Genomic DNA, 18,951 nt, shown 5'->3' on the forward strand with positions numbered 1-18,951 from the left:
CATTACCATGCGCAGTACATTCAGACTCATGTTCTACATCAACCGTAACAAGGTGAAATCGGACGGAACGACAGCCATCCTCTGCCGGATCAGCATCGACGGCAGGAAGTCAGCTGTCACGACAGGCATCTATTGCAAGCCCAGTGACTGGGACAGTAACAAAGGAGAAATCAGGATGAACAAAGAAAACAACCGCCTTACCGCTTTCCGCAGCCGACTGGAAGAGGCATACGGGAACCTGCTGAAGAACCAGGGAGTGGTCACGGCGGAATTACTCAAAGCTACCGTATCAAATACCGTTTCCATTCCGGAATTCCTGCTGCAGACCGGAGAGGCAGAACGGGAACGGCTTAGAATCCGTTCAGTCGAGATTAACTCCACCTCAACTTATCGCCAGTCAAAGACAACCCAGCTCAATCTGAGGCAGTTCATCGAATCCAGGGGGATGAGGGACATCGCCTTTTCAGACATCACCGAGGAGTTCGCCGAATCCTTCAAAATCTTTCTCAAGAAAGAGCTGGGACATGGGAACGGACATGTGAACCACTGCCTGTGCTGGCTTAACAGGCTCATCTATATCGCTGTGGACCGGGAAGTATTGAGAGCCAATCCGATAGAGGACGTGGCATACGAGAAGAAGGACAGTCCGAAATTGAAGCACATCGGGCGCAATGAGTTGAAACTGATAATGGAGACCCCGATGCCCGACCCGATGATGGAGCTGGCACGCAGGACATTCATATTCTCCTCTTTCACAGGGCTTGCCTATGTGGATACGCGCAGACTCCATCCACGCCACATTGAAAAGAGTTCCCTAGGAAGAAGATACATCCGCATCCGCCGGGCTAAGACGGGCGCAGAAGCATTTATCCCGTTACACCCGGTAGCCGAACAAATACTAGAACTTTACAACACCACGGATAACGAGAAGCCGGTCTTTCCGTTACCGGTCCGGGATATCCTCTGGTACGAGGTCCACGGGCTGGGTGTAGCACTGGGGATGAAGGAAAATTTATCCTATCATATGGCTAGGCATTCGTTCGGAACTCTAATGATGACCTCCGGTATTCCGATAGAAAGCATCGCCAAGATGATGGGACACACAAACATCAATAGCACGCAGGTATATGCGCAAGTCACTGACCAGAAAATATCCTCGGACATGGATTGGCTCATGAAAAGAAGAAAGCGGAAGGATACGGACTGGGTTAAGAGCTAAAAATGTCCAGATAAAAAATGGGATGAGTGTCGGAATCCTTGACAGTCCCAACACTCATCCCATTAAAGCCTAAAAAGGGCAATATTATATCAGCGCCCTGTGATAGTTACCTTCCAATAATTTTTCAATGTCCGACGTTTTATACAGCACCTTTCCACCCAGTTGGACATAGGGGAGCCGACCCTGGTCACGATAATCCTGCAGACATCTGCGACTGATTTTCAACAGCCCGGACAACTCCCTGTCAGTCAGGAACCGTTCACCGTTAAAAGGCGGGCGGTTACCCTCCATTAGCTGATCCATTTTTACCTGAATATTCTCCAGCAGAATAAAGAAACGCAGGATACTCTCACTCTCCTTACCGATAATTCCTTCCATTTCTTGCTTTTTTAAAAGTTATTGCTTTTTCTTCTGTCTCTCACCGCCTTCTCCTTGCGCCTCATACCGACATAAGTCATCAGCCTCTCCACATCTTCCGGTTTGTAATAAAATTTACGCTGAACCTGGGTGAACGCCAACCGTCCGGTATCACGAAGGGTCTGCAGGGTACGGGAAGAAATGTCAAGGCGCAGGCAGACATCCTGACCGTCCAGTCACTCACCAACCCCTTTATTCGCATTTTTCTCATACAGCCTGTCCACGCGTGTCGATAGACTTTCGACACATCCCAGCATCCTGTCAAAGATACCGGCTTCAATGTAATATATTTCCATATGATCGATTTTAAATATTCGTTGATGCGAATGTAAGAGAAAAAACGATACCTGCCAAACTGGACCGGACTGATGGCAGGAATAGTCATGGATAGTCAGCAATTGTCAGGAGATGAAAAGATATTTATAAAGGGGTATCTGAATCCGCTATACCCATCCGAAGAATGTGTCACTCATGAGCCCGTTGTGTTCTATATAAGGGAAAAAAATCCTGCCAAACGGGCATTTCCCAACCCATAGGCGGACTACCTGAGTACGTAAAGGATATGAGCAATACCTAGAGCATTCGGTTCTCCCGTTTTTATTTGGCGATGAATGAGGGAGAATCACGTTTCTTCGGCAATCAGGGATATTTTCCATTGTACTATCGGATGCTTCACAACTCGTGAGAGAATAGAAGTCTCAATTCATAGATTTTCTTTGCGAAACTTGTTTTCTGTTAAAAGCAAAATATATTCCAGAATATACAACTTTCATTCAGGAATATATTTTGAGGTATATTTATCCATAAGATAATGTACGCCTTTACCCATTTTTCCTCGTATATCAAAGAAGCCTTCACCCAGTAGGCCTATCCACTTCTTAAAAAATGGCAGTACAAAATCTATACCTTTTGATACATGCCTGACTTACTATATAATGGCAGGTGATGCAGAAGTATACTTTCATTCGTTTAGTCCATCAGTTCAAAATAATTAAGTAGTTCCTTCATATTGCCGACAAAATACAGCCAGTCGATACAATAAACTTTATTGCACTCAAAAACGATCGGATATTCGTATTTGCCGACAACTGTACTACCCCTTCTTGGTACTGAGACATATATGTATTTAACGGAAGCAAAATTCAATCGTTTGAGATAGTATACCTGTATATTACTATTTATTTTAGAAACTAATATTGGATATTTAAGTCGACATCAAAACGTCTTAAAATATAAATGTTAGTCTTACGTTAGATAATATTAAGCATCTCAATAATAAATATCTGATTATAAGATGTGTATAAATGTTTTTGTTAGATTTTATATTTTCTTCCATAACTATAAAACATCGATTTAGTCTTATCTTTGTAGTATGATATTATTAATTTTATCATGAAAAAAGTTTTTGCATTATAAAGAAATTCAACGTCTTTTCCCAGAATTATACTGTATGTTTTATAACCATGCCAATAAGACAGAAAAGATAACGGTCAAAATAAGCCCTCAAAACAAAAAGTTTGTTGTTTAATTGTCTTATAATGCTGGAAATAAGTTTGTAAACTCTACAAAAGACCTTGAAGATTGTATCAGATGTTGAGGTTTCAACAATATTAAATATTACTTTTATTTATAGTAACTAATTTGCATTAATATGAGAAAGGTATTTATTCTTTTGTTTATTTCTTTAGCATTGTTATCCTGTCAAAAAGAGGAAAACAATAGAAAAACAGAGTATCAAGTATTAACAAGTAAGGACGCATCCAAACCGTTTAGCTGTCTTGGAGAGAAACGTATTATTACGATTACGATTATAAAAAAAACATTAATAGATGATGTTTTAAGTTCAGAGGTTCCGATTATTCCCAGGGATGTTTCGGTAGAATTTGATAAAACTCTTTTTTCTGATATAGAAATAAAAGTGGAGGGCGATCAGGTAGTATTAAATATAACCTCAAATATTAATAAAGAAGATAAAATTTTGAATGCTGATTTACAGATTTCTTACTCTACTATTAATGGCATAAAAGTAGAAAAAATTCCACTAATTATAGATAAAGGAAAGTTGACATTTGTGTATAAAATCCATTCGGAACAGAATCCTTTTATTCTACCAGCTGAAGGTGGTAGATTTGAGTTACCTTTTACTTGTAAAAAACAGACATATTTGAATGGCCAGTTTATAGAGGAAACTTATTCATCATTAAACGGATTGAGATTTAAAACGATAAGTAGTGGTAATGTCTGGTTCCTTACAGTCAGAAAAGACGGAGAAAAAATTGGTTTTTACAAATTTTCTTTTGTGGGAGAAGGACCATATAACCAAAAAACAGATCCAGAGTGCTATTTTAACATATATACCCATGATGCAGATTTAATTACAGATAATCCTACAGAAATATTCAGACAAGATTTTATACAACCCCAGACCCCGGGTGAGGATTATTATAAACCTTCCCGGTCCTCTTATAAACATGGCACTTTTGACTTTTAACGTATTCAGTATTAACCTTAATTATATAAATTATGAAACAACATGCACATTTATTGATTTTGACAATTATGTTTTTAACTTCATGTTCCGATGACACAGAAGTAATGAAACAAGAATCTTCGCCACCATCTTTAACAGAAAAAGCCCCGACTTATCGTACTAAAGAGAATGCTATTATTGAAGTGGAACTTTTTATTAAAAATAATAGAAACAATACACGAAATAGCTCTTTTCTTAATTATTCAATAAACAATGAAATCTATTTCTATAGAGATACAATTACTAATCAGACATATCCCTCATTTTATATAGCCAATGCAGAGGGTGGCAATGGCTATGCAATAGTATCGGCCAACCTATATACAACTCCTATTATTGCTTATTCAGAGTCTGGCAATCTTTCTTTAAGTGACACGCTTCAATATCAGGAATTATCTTTCTTTTTTGATTTAGTTCAAAATTACATTTCTAATAATAAAAAGTATGAGATAGAGTTCAAAGAAGAAAATGATGACGATAACTCTTTAGACACATCTCAAACAAGGGGTAGAAGACGTCCTATTTATATAAAGAAACCTGGAGAATGGGAAGAAACGGAAAGAGTACAACCTTTGATTTCTGTTAAATGGGGACAAAGGAGTCCATATAACAATGCGGCACCTCTTATAGAAGGACAAAGAGCCCTCACAGGCTGTGTAGCTACTGCAATAGCTCAAGTAATGGCATATCATGAAAAACCTTCAGGGTATAATGGGGTGTCATATAATTGGTCTGAAATGAAACAATTCCCCACCACTCCAGCAGTTGCCCATTTATTCCGCTCTATAGGTGATTTGGTTAAAATGGATTGGGGAACAGATACAAGCGGAGCTAAAAGAAAAAATATACCACAATGCTTCGAGAAAATGGGATATAGGAAACCCAATAATCCTCAAATTTATAGTCAATGGGATGTTATAACATCTATTAAAGCTAAATGTCCGGTTATAATATGTGGCAATTCGGTAAGAAAGAAAATACTGGGTATTAAATATTACCAAAATGGTCATGCTTGGGTTTCTGATGGCTATTTTCATAGAGAGAGAAATGTTGATGTCTATAGAAAAGGAAGCGATAAAGTTCATCATTCGTATACGGAGAAAGAAGATTACCTGCATCTAAACTGGGGCTGGAATGGTAATAGTAATGGTTATTATTTGGCGGGTATTTTTAATGGAGGTGAAGGACCTACTTTTCCTTCTACTAGAGCAGCCGGCAAGGGTAATTATCCATATAATGTAGAAATAATTCCATATATTAACATAATAAAATAAGAAATATGAGACAAACTTATTATTTTCTGTCTTTCGTGTTACTTTTATTTGTATTCATTTCATGTAGCAATGACGTCGTTGGCAAGGGAACAGATACGATAGGCCTAGAGACTAAAGAGGTATTTTTTAAATCCAGTAAAGATTCTATAGAGTTACGAACCAGGAAAGGTGACGACTGGTGGCTGACTGAAATCTCTACTAAAGACACGATATATAGAACACACTCCCTTAATGTTCAAGTAATAGAAGGTGGTGGACTTTATGTGGAGAAAACAGGTCGCAAATCAATCTTTATCAGGATTGATTCAAATTTAACAGGCTTGGAAAGGAGATTTACAACAGTTATACAAGCAGGGAATTACTATAATACAATTACTATAATACAAAAGGCCAAAGAATAAATAAAAAGGTGGAGACTGCTATTCTCCGCCTTTTTGTTTACTTACTTTTTAGTTCTAGAACTAAGTTTTATATTTCAAGTGATACTATAAAGAATCAACCTCCATTAAAATCAGCTATTGATTTTATAAATGGATTACGGGATCTTCCAATGAAACGTATGGTGGCTGACGAAGGTATCCTTGCTGGAAAATTAATAATAAATTGGACGGTATGATTATAAAAAAATAAGTTTCTATGTTTAAAATCTGAAGTGACGGATAACAGTAGATAGCACTAAAAAAGCTATACCATTTTAGTAAACTTCATATTATATTGAAGTCATAACTCATTAACTAAAACGATATAGCTTATGAGACGTGTACAAAGTAACACATTAGATGTAGGAATTGATGTCCACTTAAAGAATTGGTCGACAGCAATCTTATCAAAGCATTCAGTACTGAGGAGATTCCTGCAAGTTGATTGCGAGGGACCTACCCTCATCTCCTACATAGTTGCGAAGCATTTAGCACATGCTTCTCGTGGCACAATCTCACCCTACCGTACAAACGGTTCCGCATACGGCGGTTTCGCAATCTATATGTATTTGCTTATAAAGATGAGATAACATTGGATACCCCGCTTTCCGAAGAGACTCGTCCTCAATAGCATTCTGAAGAAAGGCACGCGTACAACGCCAATACCCTTTCCGAGTATTTGCCCACTCCTAAGCCTTACCTTTCGGTATTCCACATTTCTGCAAATTTGAAAAGCGAGTCTTCACTCTCTTCCAACATTTCCATATACACATACGCAAGTGTCTGCGATACCATTGGTCTAATGGAATCAGCAGACTCCTCATGTCTGCATATTTGAAATACCCTATCCAACCTCTAAAGGTTTGCCAGAGTATCTCTTTACGTTGGGCATAACCCATGCTGTTACTACGTCTGGTAAGAGATTTAACCTTACGTTTGAATTTCTCTTTTGTTGTCTTGTGAACACACAGCCTGCATTTGCCTTTCGTGAAATAGAAGGAAAAGTCCGTTATGCTTGAGCATACGCGTTCGGCGGACCTCTTACTTTTGCACAGTATCATGCTATCATCTGCATAGCGTACAAAGCAGTGTCCACGTCTCTCCAATTCCTTGTCTAGTTCGTTCAGCAGGATATTGCTGAGCAAGGGGCTCAAAGGGGCGCCTTGTGGTGTACCCTCTATACTTGGTTCATAATGCTTACCTATCATTACTCCGCTTGTAAGATACTTGTGTATAAGAGAAATGACACGCCCGTCATTTATTGTCCTTGATAGTATTCTCAGTAAGAAACTATGGTTTACCGTATCAAAGAATCTAACAAGGTCTATGCCTACAGCATATTTGTAGCCTTCGCTTGTATAACAGCACACTTGGAGCAATGCTACATGCGCACTACGTCGGGGCGAAACCCAAAACTGCTTGGGCTGAACTGGCGTTCGTAGATAGGCGATAGCACTTGGACGATGGCTTGTTGTATCAAGCGGTCAACAACGGTTGGGATGCCTATAAGCCGTTTCTTCCCGTTATCCTTGGCTATATCTACCCTACGCACTGAATTCGGTTTGTACCTTCCAATGCGTATCGACTCGATAAGTTCTGATTTGTGTTCATGAAGATAGGGAAGCAGTTGCTTAAAATCCATTCTATCAACACCTCCAACCCCTTTGTTTCGTACCACTTGTAGATAGGCACGATTGAGATTGTCGGGAGAAAGAATTTGACTCATTAAGTCATCTTTATTTGGTTGCACTGCTATCAAACTGCCGTCTTTCATGTCCATATAGGTCTGCACTCCCTCATAGCTTTCGGATTCCATCCTATTCTTTTGAGGGTAGCCAAGTGTACTTTCTATGACTCTTATTTTATGCATTCTTTCCTATTTAGAGTTAGTTACGTGTTTATAGCTATTGCGATTCAGCCCTTCCTTAAAAAGAACTTAAGTACTATGGCTTCTGCTGACTTCTCACAATAAGCTTTACTCCGTGTTTGGCAATCTAAACACATGCTCCACACGTCCGTGAGACCTCCCCGATTAAGAATATAATCTTTCACACTTATACCTGCTTGATTTACACCGAGTGTTCCATATAGCTATAGGGCTTTATCTTGTTTGGCAGACTTACCCACACTCATATGCCTTAGTATCAAGTTTCTGTACGTCAGGTCAGTGCTTTGCCTAAGACTTCCTTTAGATGCCGAATCACTACGGACACCATTGCCGTCGGCTGTACGCTTGCCGATATAAGGCTGCGATGGGGACTTACACCCATTAGATTATGCCCATGTCGGGCAAACTCCAAAAGGCAACTAACTCGCAATGAATTAGTTGCCTTAAATTTTCCTATTTTAGGAATATCCCTAGCTAATGGTACATCGGGCAAACATTCTCGATATTTCCACACCATAAAAACGAGCAAAGACTTGATACGGTTCTTGGTATGTATGCTGTCTTTTGCAATCAGGTTTCTTAGTCTTATAAAGAGCGTATTTTTGTGGTTTCCTCCCCAGAATATAATTCCTTTTCAAATGAACCGAAAGGTAACTCGTGGGCCAATTTGCTACAATTCACAGCATTGGTCTTGCGTAACTTCTCCTTGCTCATGGTAGGCACATCGACTGGATTACCCCGTAAATGTTGGTTATTCCTAAATTCATCAGCCTCTCATACATGCAGAATCTGCAGAAACCAGCTTCATTGATTAAGAAGTAATTGTCACCCGAATAATTACTTGCCAAGTACTAATGCAAAGCTTTTTATTTTTTTATGATAAATTCATCCAGCATTTTTCCGTCTCGATCCATTACCTCTATCTTCATCTGTGTGGTCGTGGCATAAATACGTAGCAAAGATGTATTGGAATTAACTACTACGGGGAAAGACGTTTTGTCAGTGGCATCATGACGCACAAAACGATGTAAGTGTCCACAAAGCATTAAATCCGGATAAGCCTGGCGTAATAAAGGCATAAACTTCTGCTCTACTTCTACATTTCCATGCCAATCCTCATCGGGACCAGCTTCAGTAACTGCGGGAGGAATGTGAGCTACAATTATTTTAAAAGGCGCTTCTTTATATTCGGTACTTTCCAAAATACTGGCCAACCATTCGGACTGTTCGGTACGGTAGAGGTCATATTGGGTAATACCGGCATATTCAATATCAGAATCAGGCTTATCTTCTCCCGTATCCAGAACAATACAATAGACAGGACCTTGTCGAAAGGCATAATAAAGATGTTCCTGACAGGGAGAAAAATAACGTTGGATTTCGGTTGCAAATACTCCCCGTGTTTCGTGGTTGCCACGGGCGTAGTACATCGGGATCTCAGAAGCGAAAAGTCGTACAGCCGTATCCATAAACCCCTTGAAAAGCTGATCTTCACTATTTATGAAAGAGAGCATATCACCATTAAAAAGAACAAAGTCGGTTTGCGTAAGGTTACAACGGGACATTAAGTCCTCCAGCAGTTTGTTGTCCCCATGTATATCGTTGACCATTACAAAAGAGGTGGCAGGCGCTTGCGGATTGCAGGTATGAAAAGTAAGCGGTTTACGATAATAGACATCAGTGGAAGCATAACTTCCATAAATGATTTTATACCCAGTATGTTTCAACACTTCCTGAGCAAAAACACGGTAACGATATTGTTTTCCCGGTGTCAGTCCCTTGACTTTAACGGCATGGATGGTTGATGTATTCTTGATGCCATTAGACGTGTCAAAATAACGCGGATGCTCTTTGGCGTAAAAACTGCCGTTGCCATCTGAGGCCAGTTCCACCCATCCTATAGAGGGCTTATCCGTTATCCATACAATGGTAGCTTCGTTAGATCCCACGTTTTGCAAGTAAGGTCCATGAGTTATTGTTATTTTGGAAATTTCATCTTGCGAATACAGGAATGTAGCTATTCCCAATAATAACATTTCTAAGAATATGATTTTTCTTATCATAATGCCTAATCTAATAAATTGTTAAACTTTCGTATGTGGAAATCTGGCAGACAGAGATGTATCCTTACTTTACCTTCGGTATCTGGTTTAGCCTGCCTCCTTCATTATATCGTTGATTATTCGGTAATCCCTTTTTATTCACTCCCTTTTGCATGAGTGATTTTAATTCCTCCAAATAATAATGGTATATGTCACGGGGAGTGGCTTGATATTTTTTGCATAGTGAGGCTGCCATGCCTACAACTTCCCCCATCATACCTGTAGTGCGCATAACTCGTACGGTTCCCAAGGCAACATGTGTGACACTGATATTGCGTCCTGCCATGAACAGATTGTCTATATTACGGGAATAAAGACATCGGTAGGGAACAGGATAGGGATAAATTACTACATGGTCTGTCGTCGCTTTGAATTCCCGTCCCGGGAAATACCGGGTATTCTCGGGGTCGGGCCGGTGCAGATCAATACTCCAGGTAGTAGTGAAAGATGCGTCCTCATGGGCTACGTGCTTTGTTAAATCATCCTCTTTCAGTACATAGTCGCCCAATAGCCTCCGGGATTCCCGCTTTCCGGCAATGTAGGCTACCCATTCCAATGAACGTTTTTTATAATATTTTCTTCGTTCCGATTGATTTTTCAAGTAGCTCCAATTAGAATATATAACTAACATTCCATAGTCACGTATTTGTTCAGAATCATTAATCTGATTTTTATTCATTCCGGTTTCCCAAGTCCATTCACCATAAGTGACAGGTTCACAGGTCTCCTCATTGAATTCGATGCCGTACCGGAATTCCGGAAAATAGGATGTTTTTGTGTCTTCCACAGAATACCATTGAACAGAAGTGCCCATTACTAAGCTATCAGCTATTTCGGGAGCTATAGTCTCACCGTATTCAGAACGGCTTTCACGGCCCATACGATAGTCTGCCCCGGCCAGATAACCGATAGTGCCATCACCAGTACAGTCAGCAAATAAACGACCATAAAATTCGATTTCTTCACCGGATTCAATATGACAAGCGGTTATCGAGATGATCCGGTCCTCTTCCTTCTTCACCGAAAATGCCCGATAATTAAGAAACAGGGAAACATTAGTTTCAGCTTGCAGCCATTCCATTTTTTTATGATCTTCATAATTGCCTGCCGGTTGTGCATTACCCTCCTTGACGGGACCGAACTCTTTTTGCAGCCCCCCCAGTTCAGGATATTTTCCGATCTCGATAGCTCCTCCCAAATGAACACGAATCTCGGAACTATTGTTTCCACCGACTACAGGGCGATCATTGATAAGTGCGACTTTACAGCCCAGGCGGGCGGCAGATACTGCTGTACTCATACCTGCAATACCTGCACCTATAACTACTAAATCATATGATTCTGTTTTTGGGGGGGCTAATAATCCAAGTTTAGCACGACGAAAGTTATTTAAAGCCGCCATATCCGATGGCGGAATATCATCTTTCCGTGTCGTAAAATAAATAGCATCACACCGCCCGTCAAAACCTTTCAAGTCATGCAAAACAATGTGAATATTCTTTTCTGTTGCCTGATATTGCCCGGCATACTGCCATATCCACTGATTGCCTATAATACCCAACCGGTAAGAGATTTTCTTTCCGTTTACTGACAAACCGAACAATCCGGGCCCTTCACCCTCCTGCCATGGAGACGTCCAGTTGTAGGTGCGTACAAAAATATAATATGTGCCATTTTCTGGAAGTTGTACATTGGTACTCGCATTTTCAACAGGACTACCTAGACCGTGTGCCAGTAAATAAGGTGATCCCATCAAGTCCATAAATTGTTGGTCCACTACCCAGCCTCCTTTTTCCGTGAAACTTTCTGCTTCTACCAATAAACTGGCAGCATGAAGACTCGCTCCGTGAAATACCATCCAGATGAGAGAAATATATATAATTTTTTTTATCATAACAATTTTCATTATTCTTATACTTGTTTATTCATAGTAGCGAAGGATAATCTCCTTGATAGTCAGCCGGGCCATCAGTGGAGTTGTCAATTCCATTTTGAGGGCTTTAATCATGGCTAGTGTACTGAAAGATGCTGACAATTCTCCATTTTTGTTATCTGCAGCTACTTTCTTAAATATTGTACCGTCCTCGCTGACAGATAATTGTACATGTTCCGGATGTTCCTTTGAAACATCAAACACAATTCTGATTTCCTGTACTGCTTGTCTTTTTTCCAAAGTAAGAGTAAAATAATCTCCTTTTTTTAAGGAATAGGGGGTTGCAAAGAAAGTCTGTATATCACCGTCAAACGCATATTCAGGCATATAATACTTGATTCCCTTCATATTGGTATCGATACGGGCAGGACATACAAGACGGGGCCTTTGTTCGCTTTGCGGAACAAAACCTGTGTTATCCCAATCCTCGTCTTTGAAGTAACAGATATTCAGTTTTTCCATAATAGCACCGAACTTGCTGATACGTTGTCGGAACCCTTCCCATTCTTTCTTTTCTTTCGTGTTCCAGAGGGTTTCGGCCAAGGCACAAGTTCTGGGATATAACATCCTTTCCACCTCATCCGAGGTTGTAATGAATTCAGTCCACAAATTAGCCTGTCCTCCCTTGACGAGATGTGCTTGAGTATTCGTACATTCTTTGCCAACTGGTTCCCATTCATACAATCTGCGTGTGGAATTCCGTGAATACCCGAAATCAAAGTAACAGGGATCCTTAGGAGACATAATGACTGACAACCCTCTTTTCAAAGCTTTCTGTTGCTGTTCTCTTCCATCACGTTGCCAGATCATGATCACGTCACTGATGTCAGCGGCATTACGGTCATTTATTTCATCCCAACCTATCATCCTTTTTCCCTTGGAACGTACAATTTCACTAACTCGTTTCGTAAAATAGTCCTGTAACTCGTGCCATGAAGTCATATTCTCTTGTTTGTAAATCTTTTGGCATTTCGGACATTGTTCCCATAGATGTGTCGACACTTCATCTCCTCCCAGATGTATGAATGATGAAGGGAAGAGATCAGTGAGTTCTGCTACCAGTTTTTCCACAAACCTATAGGTTTCAGGATTTCCTATACACAGCATATTCTCATCTGCTCTCTTCCGTTTTTGTCCGTCCAGTTCCTCTGGATAGGCTTCAAATTTTCCGCCTTTACATGACAGTTGGGGAAGGGCTGCAAGCAAGGCCAGACAGTGTCCCGGAAGGTCAATCTCCGGAATGATCTCTATGCCGTACATGGCGGCATAGTTGATCAATTCCTGCAACTCGCTTTTACGATAATAATGTCCCGATAGATCCTCGAATGTCCGGTAGTACGTACCTTTGAACGCTAAATCCGGATATTGGTCCAGATACAGACGCCAGCCTTGATTGTCTGTCAAGTGCAGATGTAAAGTGTTAAGTTTAAAAAAGGCCAATTGTTTGGTATACTTTTTAAGTTGTTCGATAGTCCAGAAATGGCGGCTACAATCTATCATGACTCCCCTGTAACTAAAACGGGGTTTGTCGTGGATTATGAACCGGGGTAACTCTTTTCCCTCACTTCCCAGAATCAATTGTAAAAGAGTGGAAAAAGCATGAATCATACCTGTCTGGTCACCTGCTTCTATGATGATCCCCTGCTTTGTAATTTCCAGCATGTACATTTCCGGCTCCTGCATTTTCACCTTTTTTACATGAATGGAAGGATTTGAGGCATTCACCATGACAGACAAATTTGCCAGTTCTTTCAGATCGCTGACAAGGAGGTTTCCTGTATTTTTCCATTCGTCCGGGAAATGGATGCTTTCCAGACGTTCGATGGATAGCGTACCTTTTTTCCGGACCATGCTTTCAACTTGCGGGATCAGACAAATATTATCTTGAGAATAAATACTGTCTGGTAATATGAGAAGAAATAGAAAAAGGTGAAAAATATAGCTCTTTCCAATCATAAAGTTAGAAAAATAAAAGGGTGAATAATTAAGGAGTTACCTTTTCCCGGACTATCAACAACTTTCCTGCATTTAATAGCCGGGATTTTGTTTTAAGTTCTCGTTGATCTGAAGTTCCGTAGTAGGGATAGGCCACAAATATTGGCGATCGTTCCAACTACGTACAGCAAGTGCCTGACATTTACCCGCTTCTTCCAATTTGGAGAAATCTGCACAACCATCCTCGTCCATTTCCGGTGTGAAAGCCCAAAACCAATCTCCCTGACTGGTTACCCGTTCGATACATAGTGAGGCCGGATAAAGGATACCATATGTCTTGCGATTCATAACCTTTTCGGCCAGTTTCCAACGGATGATATCCGTATATCGCATGTGTTCCTTTGCCATTTCCATACGACGTTCTACACGTAGCTGGTGGCGAAGTGTGGACTGGTCGTTAGAAGTGAAAGCCGGATAACTTGCCTTATCGGACTTGTCCACACCATAAGCACGCGCCCGAACCTCATTCAGTGCATCCAATACGGAGTTATCTATCTCATTTAATTCGATTTTCGCCTCGGCATATGTCAACAATATTTCGGCATAACGACAATAGATAATATCCTGGTCTACCTTGAAACCATTCTGAAGCCATGTTTCGTCTATCCCTTTTTTCCACACCAGACCATCGAAAGAAGCATATTGGGCATTGGCACGTGTATCATAATTTGTCACGATTTCACCCGTATTATAGTTCATACACGTCAGTGCCTCCGGGTGTGGGTTGTATTCATAACCGAGGTGGTTGGAACCAAATGGTACAATGGTTTCTGCTAAACGTGGGTCACGATTTGCAAATGGTTCATGCGGATCGAAGAGTGGTGATTCGTTAATAAGCAGACCGTCGGTACAGGTGAATGCAGCTAGTAACTCCCATGACGGACAGGTCTGCGTCCATCCTCCTACGTTACGGGGTAGATCATTGTATACCTGGTTAACTCCTCCGTTTCCTGTTCCCAGATAAATGTCATATGTAGCATCACGTGGAATTTTGAAAATAAATTCATTCGAGTTTTTTGTAGTAGACAAAAAAAGATTGCCAAAATCGGGATGCAATTCATAAATATTCAAGTCCATAACCGCCTTGGCTGCATCGGCCGCTGTTTCCCAATCTTCCATAATCAAGGCAACCCGGGCTTTTAGTGCCAGTGCAGCACCTTGGGTGGCTCGCTGTTGGTCAGTATAGGAAGTTGGAAGCACACTAATTGCATCATCAAAATCTTTATAGATTTGTGCCAATACGATGGATTTATCCGTACGTCCCATTGTCAACCCTTCTTCTGTACTTACATCGGTTAATACCAATGGTAAGTCACCGAACTTTACAATCAGTTTGGCATAAGCGGCAGCTCTATGGAATTTGGCTTCGGCAATCAGGCGGTTAATAGTAGTGGCAGATGCGCCATTTTCGATAGCACGATGCGATTTCTCAATAACTGCATTGGCACGTGAAATAGCTTTGTACTGATTGCCCCATAAACTGGTAACCCAAGCATTTTGTCCATTTAGAGTTCCGTCATCAAAAGAGGTCAGGAGATCGCGTGAAGTATAGTCGTCCGACCAGTCGGTCTGTTGTTGTCCGTCTTCCGGCCAGAAGTCATATCGATATAACTCATCAACGGCCATCTGCACTTCAGTTTCCGTGGAATACCAGTTTTCAGTAGAACCGCTTGACAATGGATTTAAATTGAGATCATGGCAGGCAGAGAGTAAGAGTATTCCTGCCCCGATATATAAGAGTAACTTTTTCATGTTTTTTATGGCTAGAAATTAATAGAAACACCAAATATTAGAGAGGTGGTAATAGGATACCCTTCTGTACTTACTTCCGGATCCCATCCTTTGGGGGCATTACTGATGGTAAACAGGTCACTTCCGCTTACATAAAGACGGACTGTATTCATACACGCCTTCGTAGTCCATGCTTTGGGGAGCGTATAACCGACAGAGAGATTTTTTAAACGAATGTACCGACCGTTGTAAAGCCAATAATCAGACATACAGAAATTAGCATCCCGATTGGTGCGAGTCAGGCGCGGATATTTGGCTGTCGCATTCTGCTCATCCGTATTTTTCGGACTCCAATAATTGCCGTCAAGAATAGTAGGGAAATTGAGCCAGTTGTCTCGAAGCCCTTCAATCATTGCAGCACTGATTTGAGATTTCTGACTTCCAACACCTTGTAGTGTCAATCCAAAGTCCCAGCCTTTATAGGCAGCATTGAAAGTGAGTCCAAACATATAGTGAGGCAGGGAACCGCCCAAAAGTACACGGTCATACTCAGGTGAGATAACTCCGTCGGGGACACCGTCCGGTCCGGAAATATCCTTGTACTTAATATCACCCACTTTGACGCTGTTGTTCAGTTTGGGCGACTTGTCCACGTCTTCCTGAGTCAGGAACAAGCCATCGCTTACGTAACCATACCATTCGTTATATTCACTTCCTTCCATTTTTACCTGATTGCCTAGGAACTGTGTACCATTCAGGTTTCCCATTTTGGAGGTAAAATCTGACAGATTAGCGGAAATGGAGTAAGTGAAATCACCGACTTTGTCCCTCCAGCCAACTTCAATATCATAGCCGGTAGTGTGCATGTTTCCGGCATTGACTTCCGGGTTGTCGTAGCCGATGAAGTGTGGAATTTCCAGTGCCAGCAACATGTCCTTCGTATTTTTTCTATAATAGTCAGCGGAGAAGTGCAGACGGTTATCCAGAAAATTAGCATCTAAACCGATATCCCAGCTTTCTGTTGTTTCCCATGAAATATCTCGTACGGCATACTTCTGCTGTGCGGCCGTAGTCACGGAAGAAACAATCCCCTGTGAATTCTGAAATAGTGCAGTGCTGTAATCAATTGCAGCCTGGTAAGGGTAATAATTATAAATAAAGTTACCGTCATCGTCATAAGCCCCGATACGTTCGTTTCCCAGTTTTCCCCAAGAGCCTCTCAATTTCAGGTAAGAAAACCAATCCATATTTATATTCTTGAAAAACTTCTCTTCAGAAATTACCCAACCAAGTGACACGGAAGGAAAATTGGCCCAACGACAATTGGATGCAAAACGTGAAGAACCATCCCGGCGGAGATTTGCTTGGATAAGATAGCGGTCTGCATAGCTATAGGTCATGCGTCCGAATAATGAGCGGTAAGCATATTCTTCCGCATTGCCACCATTATCCCGATAATCCTCCGAACCGAGGTCCAGGTAAGGATAGCTTGTCAACTGGTACTGGTCTCTGGATGCATCCAGGTTTTCCCAGAAAGCATAATAATCCTCGTAACCGATCATGACAGAGAAATCATGGCGCCCCAGTGTCTTGGCATAGTTGGCAAAGAACTGTGTTGTTATATCATGGCTGTCATTACGATTTTCCGTCAAATTGGTAGTGCGATAACCTCCCATGTAACCAACAGTGGTATTCGGATCTTCTGAACGGGTGTATGGAATCTGTTTGACAAAAGTTTTCTTCTTTACATTATTGAAATTGGGCGCCACGGCTGCTGATATTTTCAGCCCATTGACAGGAGTTATGTCAATACCGAGTTTACCGCCAATATTGGTTCCCCAGTTGGTAAAAGTGCCGCCATCTGTAATTTTGGCCAGCATATTTTCTCCATCTTTCACATCACCCCATAAGCCATTGGTCCATGTAGCAGCATAAATTGGCGGAATGTTTCGTCCACCTGCCCCCATGGGGTTGGAATTAGGCGAGAGAGCTTTAGAACGGGAAAAGTTCAAATCCAGATTTGCGGAAATATATTTATTTATATTGAAATCATTATTCACGCGTACCATAAAACGGTCATATTCCTTGTTTACATAGAGGCCGTCCGTTTTGTCATAGCGGAAAGAGGCTTTTGTACGAATAATCTTACCCCCACCAACAATGCTTAGAGTATGTGTCTGCCGGGGTGCGGAGCTTTTCAACAGAATATCTCCCCAATCCGTCATAGGATATTTGTCCGGATTAGTCGCATTATTTATGCTCCAGTTGGTAATTTCATCTTCCGTATATGTTTGGTACCATCCACCGTCTGGATTATCGTTATAGCGTGTTTCATTTACCATTTCCATGTAACGCTGGGCTCCTACATAGGTCGGCAACTTAGTCGGTATTTCCCACCCGTACTCAAAGTTGTAACTCAAAGCCACATCACCGCTCTTGGCACGTTTGGTCGTGATGACAATTACACCGGCTGCGGCACGTGAACCGTAGATCGAAGCCGAAGCAGCATCCTTCAATACGGACATACTTTCTACGTCTTCAGGATTTACGGAGTTGATATCACCCGGAATTCCGTCAATAATCACCAACGGACTGGAATCACCAATAGTTGTTACACCACGTATCTGGATAGAAGCACTACTACCGGGAGCTCCATTGTCACGACTGACCATTACTCCGGAAAGCGCGCCTTGCAAAGCTGTGGAAAGTTGGGTGGTACGACGGGCAGCAAGTTCGTCTCCTTTAACAGCTGTTACCGAACCGGTGAGATCTTTCTTCTTCATCGTACCATACCCCACTACGACTACCTCATCCAATTGCGCATTGTCTTCCTGTAGAATAATGTTAATATTCCTCTGCTCGCCGATATTGACAGTCTGCGTTTGGTAGCCAATATAGGTTATTTGCAATGTAGAATTGGCAGAGGCACTGATACTGAAACGTCCGTTCATATCCGTAATTGTGCCTGCCGATTTTCCTACGACTTGAATATTTGCTCCGATAATAGGCTCACCATTTTCATCTTTTACTATCCCCGTAACTAAAAAATCTTTTTGCTGCGCACCCTTTTCCTTATCCGTAGAGTTAATGAGCATGATGTTTTTACCTTCTATAGCATGGCGAATGCCTGTATCCTTGAATATATCATTCAAAACTTCATTAACGGCTTTATCTTTCGCATTCACTTTGACATTACGTTTGATATTGATATCTTTTACGTTGAATACAAACAGATAGTCCGTTTGTTTCTCTATTTCATTAATCACTTGTCCGATTGTTATATGGTTGGAAACAATCGTAACATGAGCTGTCTGCGCATAGCTTCCTATAGCTAGAAGATTTCCTACACATAAGAAACAGACGTAAACAATAATTTTCATAATACGGAATAACTGTTTATTTTCTATAAATAATTCCTGGTATAGAGAATTTTTCATATTTTC

Annotated in this window: 13 protein-coding genes and 1 pseudogene; 6 read left to right on the plus strand and 8 right to left on the minus strand. The window is 41.1% G+C overall.

Annotated elements, in window-relative coordinates; all coding sequences use genetic code 11:
* Window positions 1–7: 7 nt before the first annotated feature.
* Window positions 8–1,219 (plus strand): site-specific integrase, encoded by a 1,212-nt coding sequence (locus BT_RS12395; protein ID WP_005681480.1) that lies wholly within the window; start codon window positions 8–10, stop codon window positions 1,217–1,219.
* An 84-nt stretch (window positions 1,220–1,303) separates the two neighbouring features.
* On the opposite strand, the gene BT_RS12400 is transcribed toward BT_RS12395, so the two are convergent.
* Window positions 1,304–1,597: a helix-turn-helix domain-containing protein gene (locus BT_RS12400; protein WP_005681481.1), complete on the minus strand. Its 294-nt coding sequence runs from the start codon at window positions 1,595–1,597 to the stop codon at window positions 1,304–1,306.
* 11 nt (window positions 1,598–1,608) lie between these two features.
* Window positions 1,609–1,812 carry a helix-turn-helix domain-containing protein gene (locus BT_RS12405; RefSeq protein ID WP_032839158.1) on the minus strand — a complete coding sequence of 68 codons (204 nt, stop codon included), beginning with the start codon at window positions 1,810–1,812 and terminating at the stop codon, window positions 1,609–1,611.
* A gap of 192 nt (window positions 1,813–2,004) precedes the next feature.
* Between BT_RS12405 and BT_RS24635 the strand changes: the two genes are divergently transcribed.
* The 5 genes from BT_RS24635 to BT_RS12425 all read left to right on the plus strand — a co-directional run bounded on the left by BT_RS24635 (window position 2,005) and on the right by BT_RS12425 (window position 6,056).
* Window positions 2,005–2,172: a hypothetical protein gene (locus BT_RS24635; protein ID WP_007748797.1), complete on the plus strand. Its 168-nt coding sequence runs from the start codon at window positions 2,005–2,007 to the stop codon at window positions 2,170–2,172.
* A gap of 1,115 nt (window positions 2,173–3,287) precedes the next feature.
* Window positions 3,288–4,127, plus strand: a complete 840-nt coding sequence (locus BT_RS12410; protein ID WP_005681483.1) for a hypothetical protein — start codon at window positions 3,288–3,290, stop codon at window positions 4,125–4,127.
* A gap of 32 nt (window positions 4,128–4,159) precedes the next feature.
* Window positions 4,160–5,440 (plus strand): C10 family peptidase, encoded by a 1,281-nt coding sequence (locus tag BT_RS12415; RefSeq protein WP_005681485.1) that lies wholly within the window; start codon window positions 4,160–4,162, stop codon window positions 5,438–5,440.
* A gap of 5 nt (window positions 5,441–5,445) precedes the next feature.
* Window positions 5,446–5,841, plus strand: a complete 396-nt coding sequence (locus BT_RS12420; RefSeq protein WP_005681487.1) for a hypothetical protein — start codon at window positions 5,446–5,448, stop codon at window positions 5,839–5,841.
* A gap of 8 nt (window positions 5,842–5,849) precedes the next feature.
* On the plus strand, window positions 5,850–6,056 hold the full coding sequence (locus BT_RS12425; RefSeq protein ID WP_011108304.1) for a hypothetical protein: 207 nt from the start codon (window positions 5,850–5,852) through the stop codon (window positions 6,054–6,056).
* Window positions 6,057–6,374: 318 nt separating this feature from the next.
* On the opposite strand, the pseudogene BT_RS24640 reads toward BT_RS12425, so the two are convergent.
* From BT_RS24640 to BT_RS12460, 6 genes and pseudogenes are all read right to left on the minus strand, one after another.
* Window positions 6,375–7,729 (minus strand): annotated as a pseudogene (locus BT_RS24640) (reverse transcriptase domain-containing protein).
* 884 nt (window positions 7,730–8,613) lie between these two features.
* On the minus strand, window positions 8,614–9,783 hold the full coding sequence (locus tag BT_RS12440) for a metallophosphoesterase (RefSeq protein WP_005681491.1): 1,170 nt from the start codon (window positions 9,781–9,783) through the stop codon (window positions 8,614–8,616).
* Window positions 9,784–9,874: 91 nt separating this feature from the next.
* The gene (locus tag BT_RS12445) at window positions 9,875–11,743 is read right to left on the minus strand and encodes an FAD-dependent oxidoreductase (RefSeq protein WP_005681492.1); all 1,869 of its coding nucleotides are present in this window, start codon (window positions 11,741–11,743) and stop codon (window positions 9,875–9,877) included.
* A 27-nt stretch (window positions 11,744–11,770) separates the two neighbouring features.
* Window positions 11,771–13,633: a beta-N-acetylhexosaminidase gene (locus tag BT_RS12450; RefSeq protein ID WP_011108305.1), complete on the minus strand. Its 1,863-nt coding sequence runs from the start codon at window positions 13,631–13,633 to the stop codon at window positions 11,771–11,773.
* Window positions 13,634–13,810: 177 nt separating this feature from the next.
* Window positions 13,811–15,529 carry a RagB/SusD family nutrient uptake outer membrane protein gene (locus tag BT_RS12455; RefSeq protein ID WP_005681494.1) on the minus strand — a complete coding sequence of 573 codons (1,719 nt, stop codon included), beginning with the start codon at window positions 15,527–15,529 and terminating at the stop codon, window positions 13,811–13,813.
* 11 nt (window positions 15,530–15,540) lie between these two features.
* On the minus strand, window positions 15,541–18,945 hold the full coding sequence (locus BT_RS12460; protein WP_008765142.1) for a TonB-dependent receptor: 3,405 nt from the start codon (window positions 18,943–18,945) through the stop codon (window positions 15,541–15,543).
* Window positions 18,946–18,951 lie beyond the last annotated feature (6 nt).

This window comes from Bacteroides thetaiotaomicron VPI-5482 (genome assembly GCF_000011065.1).
Taxonomy (GTDB): Bacteria; Bacteroidota; Bacteroidia; order Bacteroidales; family Bacteroidaceae; genus Bacteroides; species Bacteroides thetaiotaomicron.

Bases quoted from the DNA above. Each gene is read 5' to 3' on its own strand.
- BT_RS12420 (WP_005681487.1), top strand. From the start codon at position 5,446: ATGAGACAAACTTATTATTTTCTGTCTTTCGTGTTACTTTTATTTGTA.
- BT_RS12445 (WP_005681492.1), bottom strand. From the start codon at position 11,743: ATGATAAAAAAAATTATATATATTTCTCTCATCTGGATGGTATTTCAC.
- BT_RS12395 (WP_005681480.1), top strand. From the start codon at position 8: ATGCGCAGTACATTCAGACTCATGTTCTACATCAACCGTAACAAGGTG.
- BT_RS24635 (WP_007748797.1), top strand. From the start codon at position 2,005: ATGGCAGGAATAGTCATGGATAGTCAGCAATTGTCAGGAGATGAAAAG.
- BT_RS12450 (WP_011108305.1), bottom strand. From the start codon at position 13,633: ATGGTCCGGAAAAAAGGTACGCTATCCATCGAACGTCTGGAAAGCATC.
- BT_RS12415 (WP_005681485.1), top strand. From the start codon at position 4,160: ATGAAACAACATGCACATTTATTGATTTTGACAATTATGTTTTTAACT.
- BT_RS12455 (WP_005681494.1), bottom strand. From the start codon at position 15,529: ATGAAAAAGTTACTCTTATATATCGGGGCAGGAATACTCTTACTCTCT.
- BT_RS12400 (WP_005681481.1), bottom strand. From the start codon at position 1,597: ATGGAAGGAATTATCGGTAAGGAGAGTGAGAGTATCCTGCGTTTCTTT.
- BT_RS12440 (WP_005681491.1), bottom strand. From the start codon at position 9,783: ATGTTATTATTGGGAATAGCTACATTCCTGTATTCGCAAGATGAAATT.
- BT_RS12460 (WP_008765142.1), bottom strand. From the start codon at position 18,945: ATGAAAAATTCTCTATACCAGGAATTATTTATAGAAAATAAACAGTTA.
- BT_RS12410 (WP_005681483.1), top strand. From the start codon at position 3,288: ATGAGAAAGGTATTTATTCTTTTGTTTATTTCTTTAGCATTGTTATCC.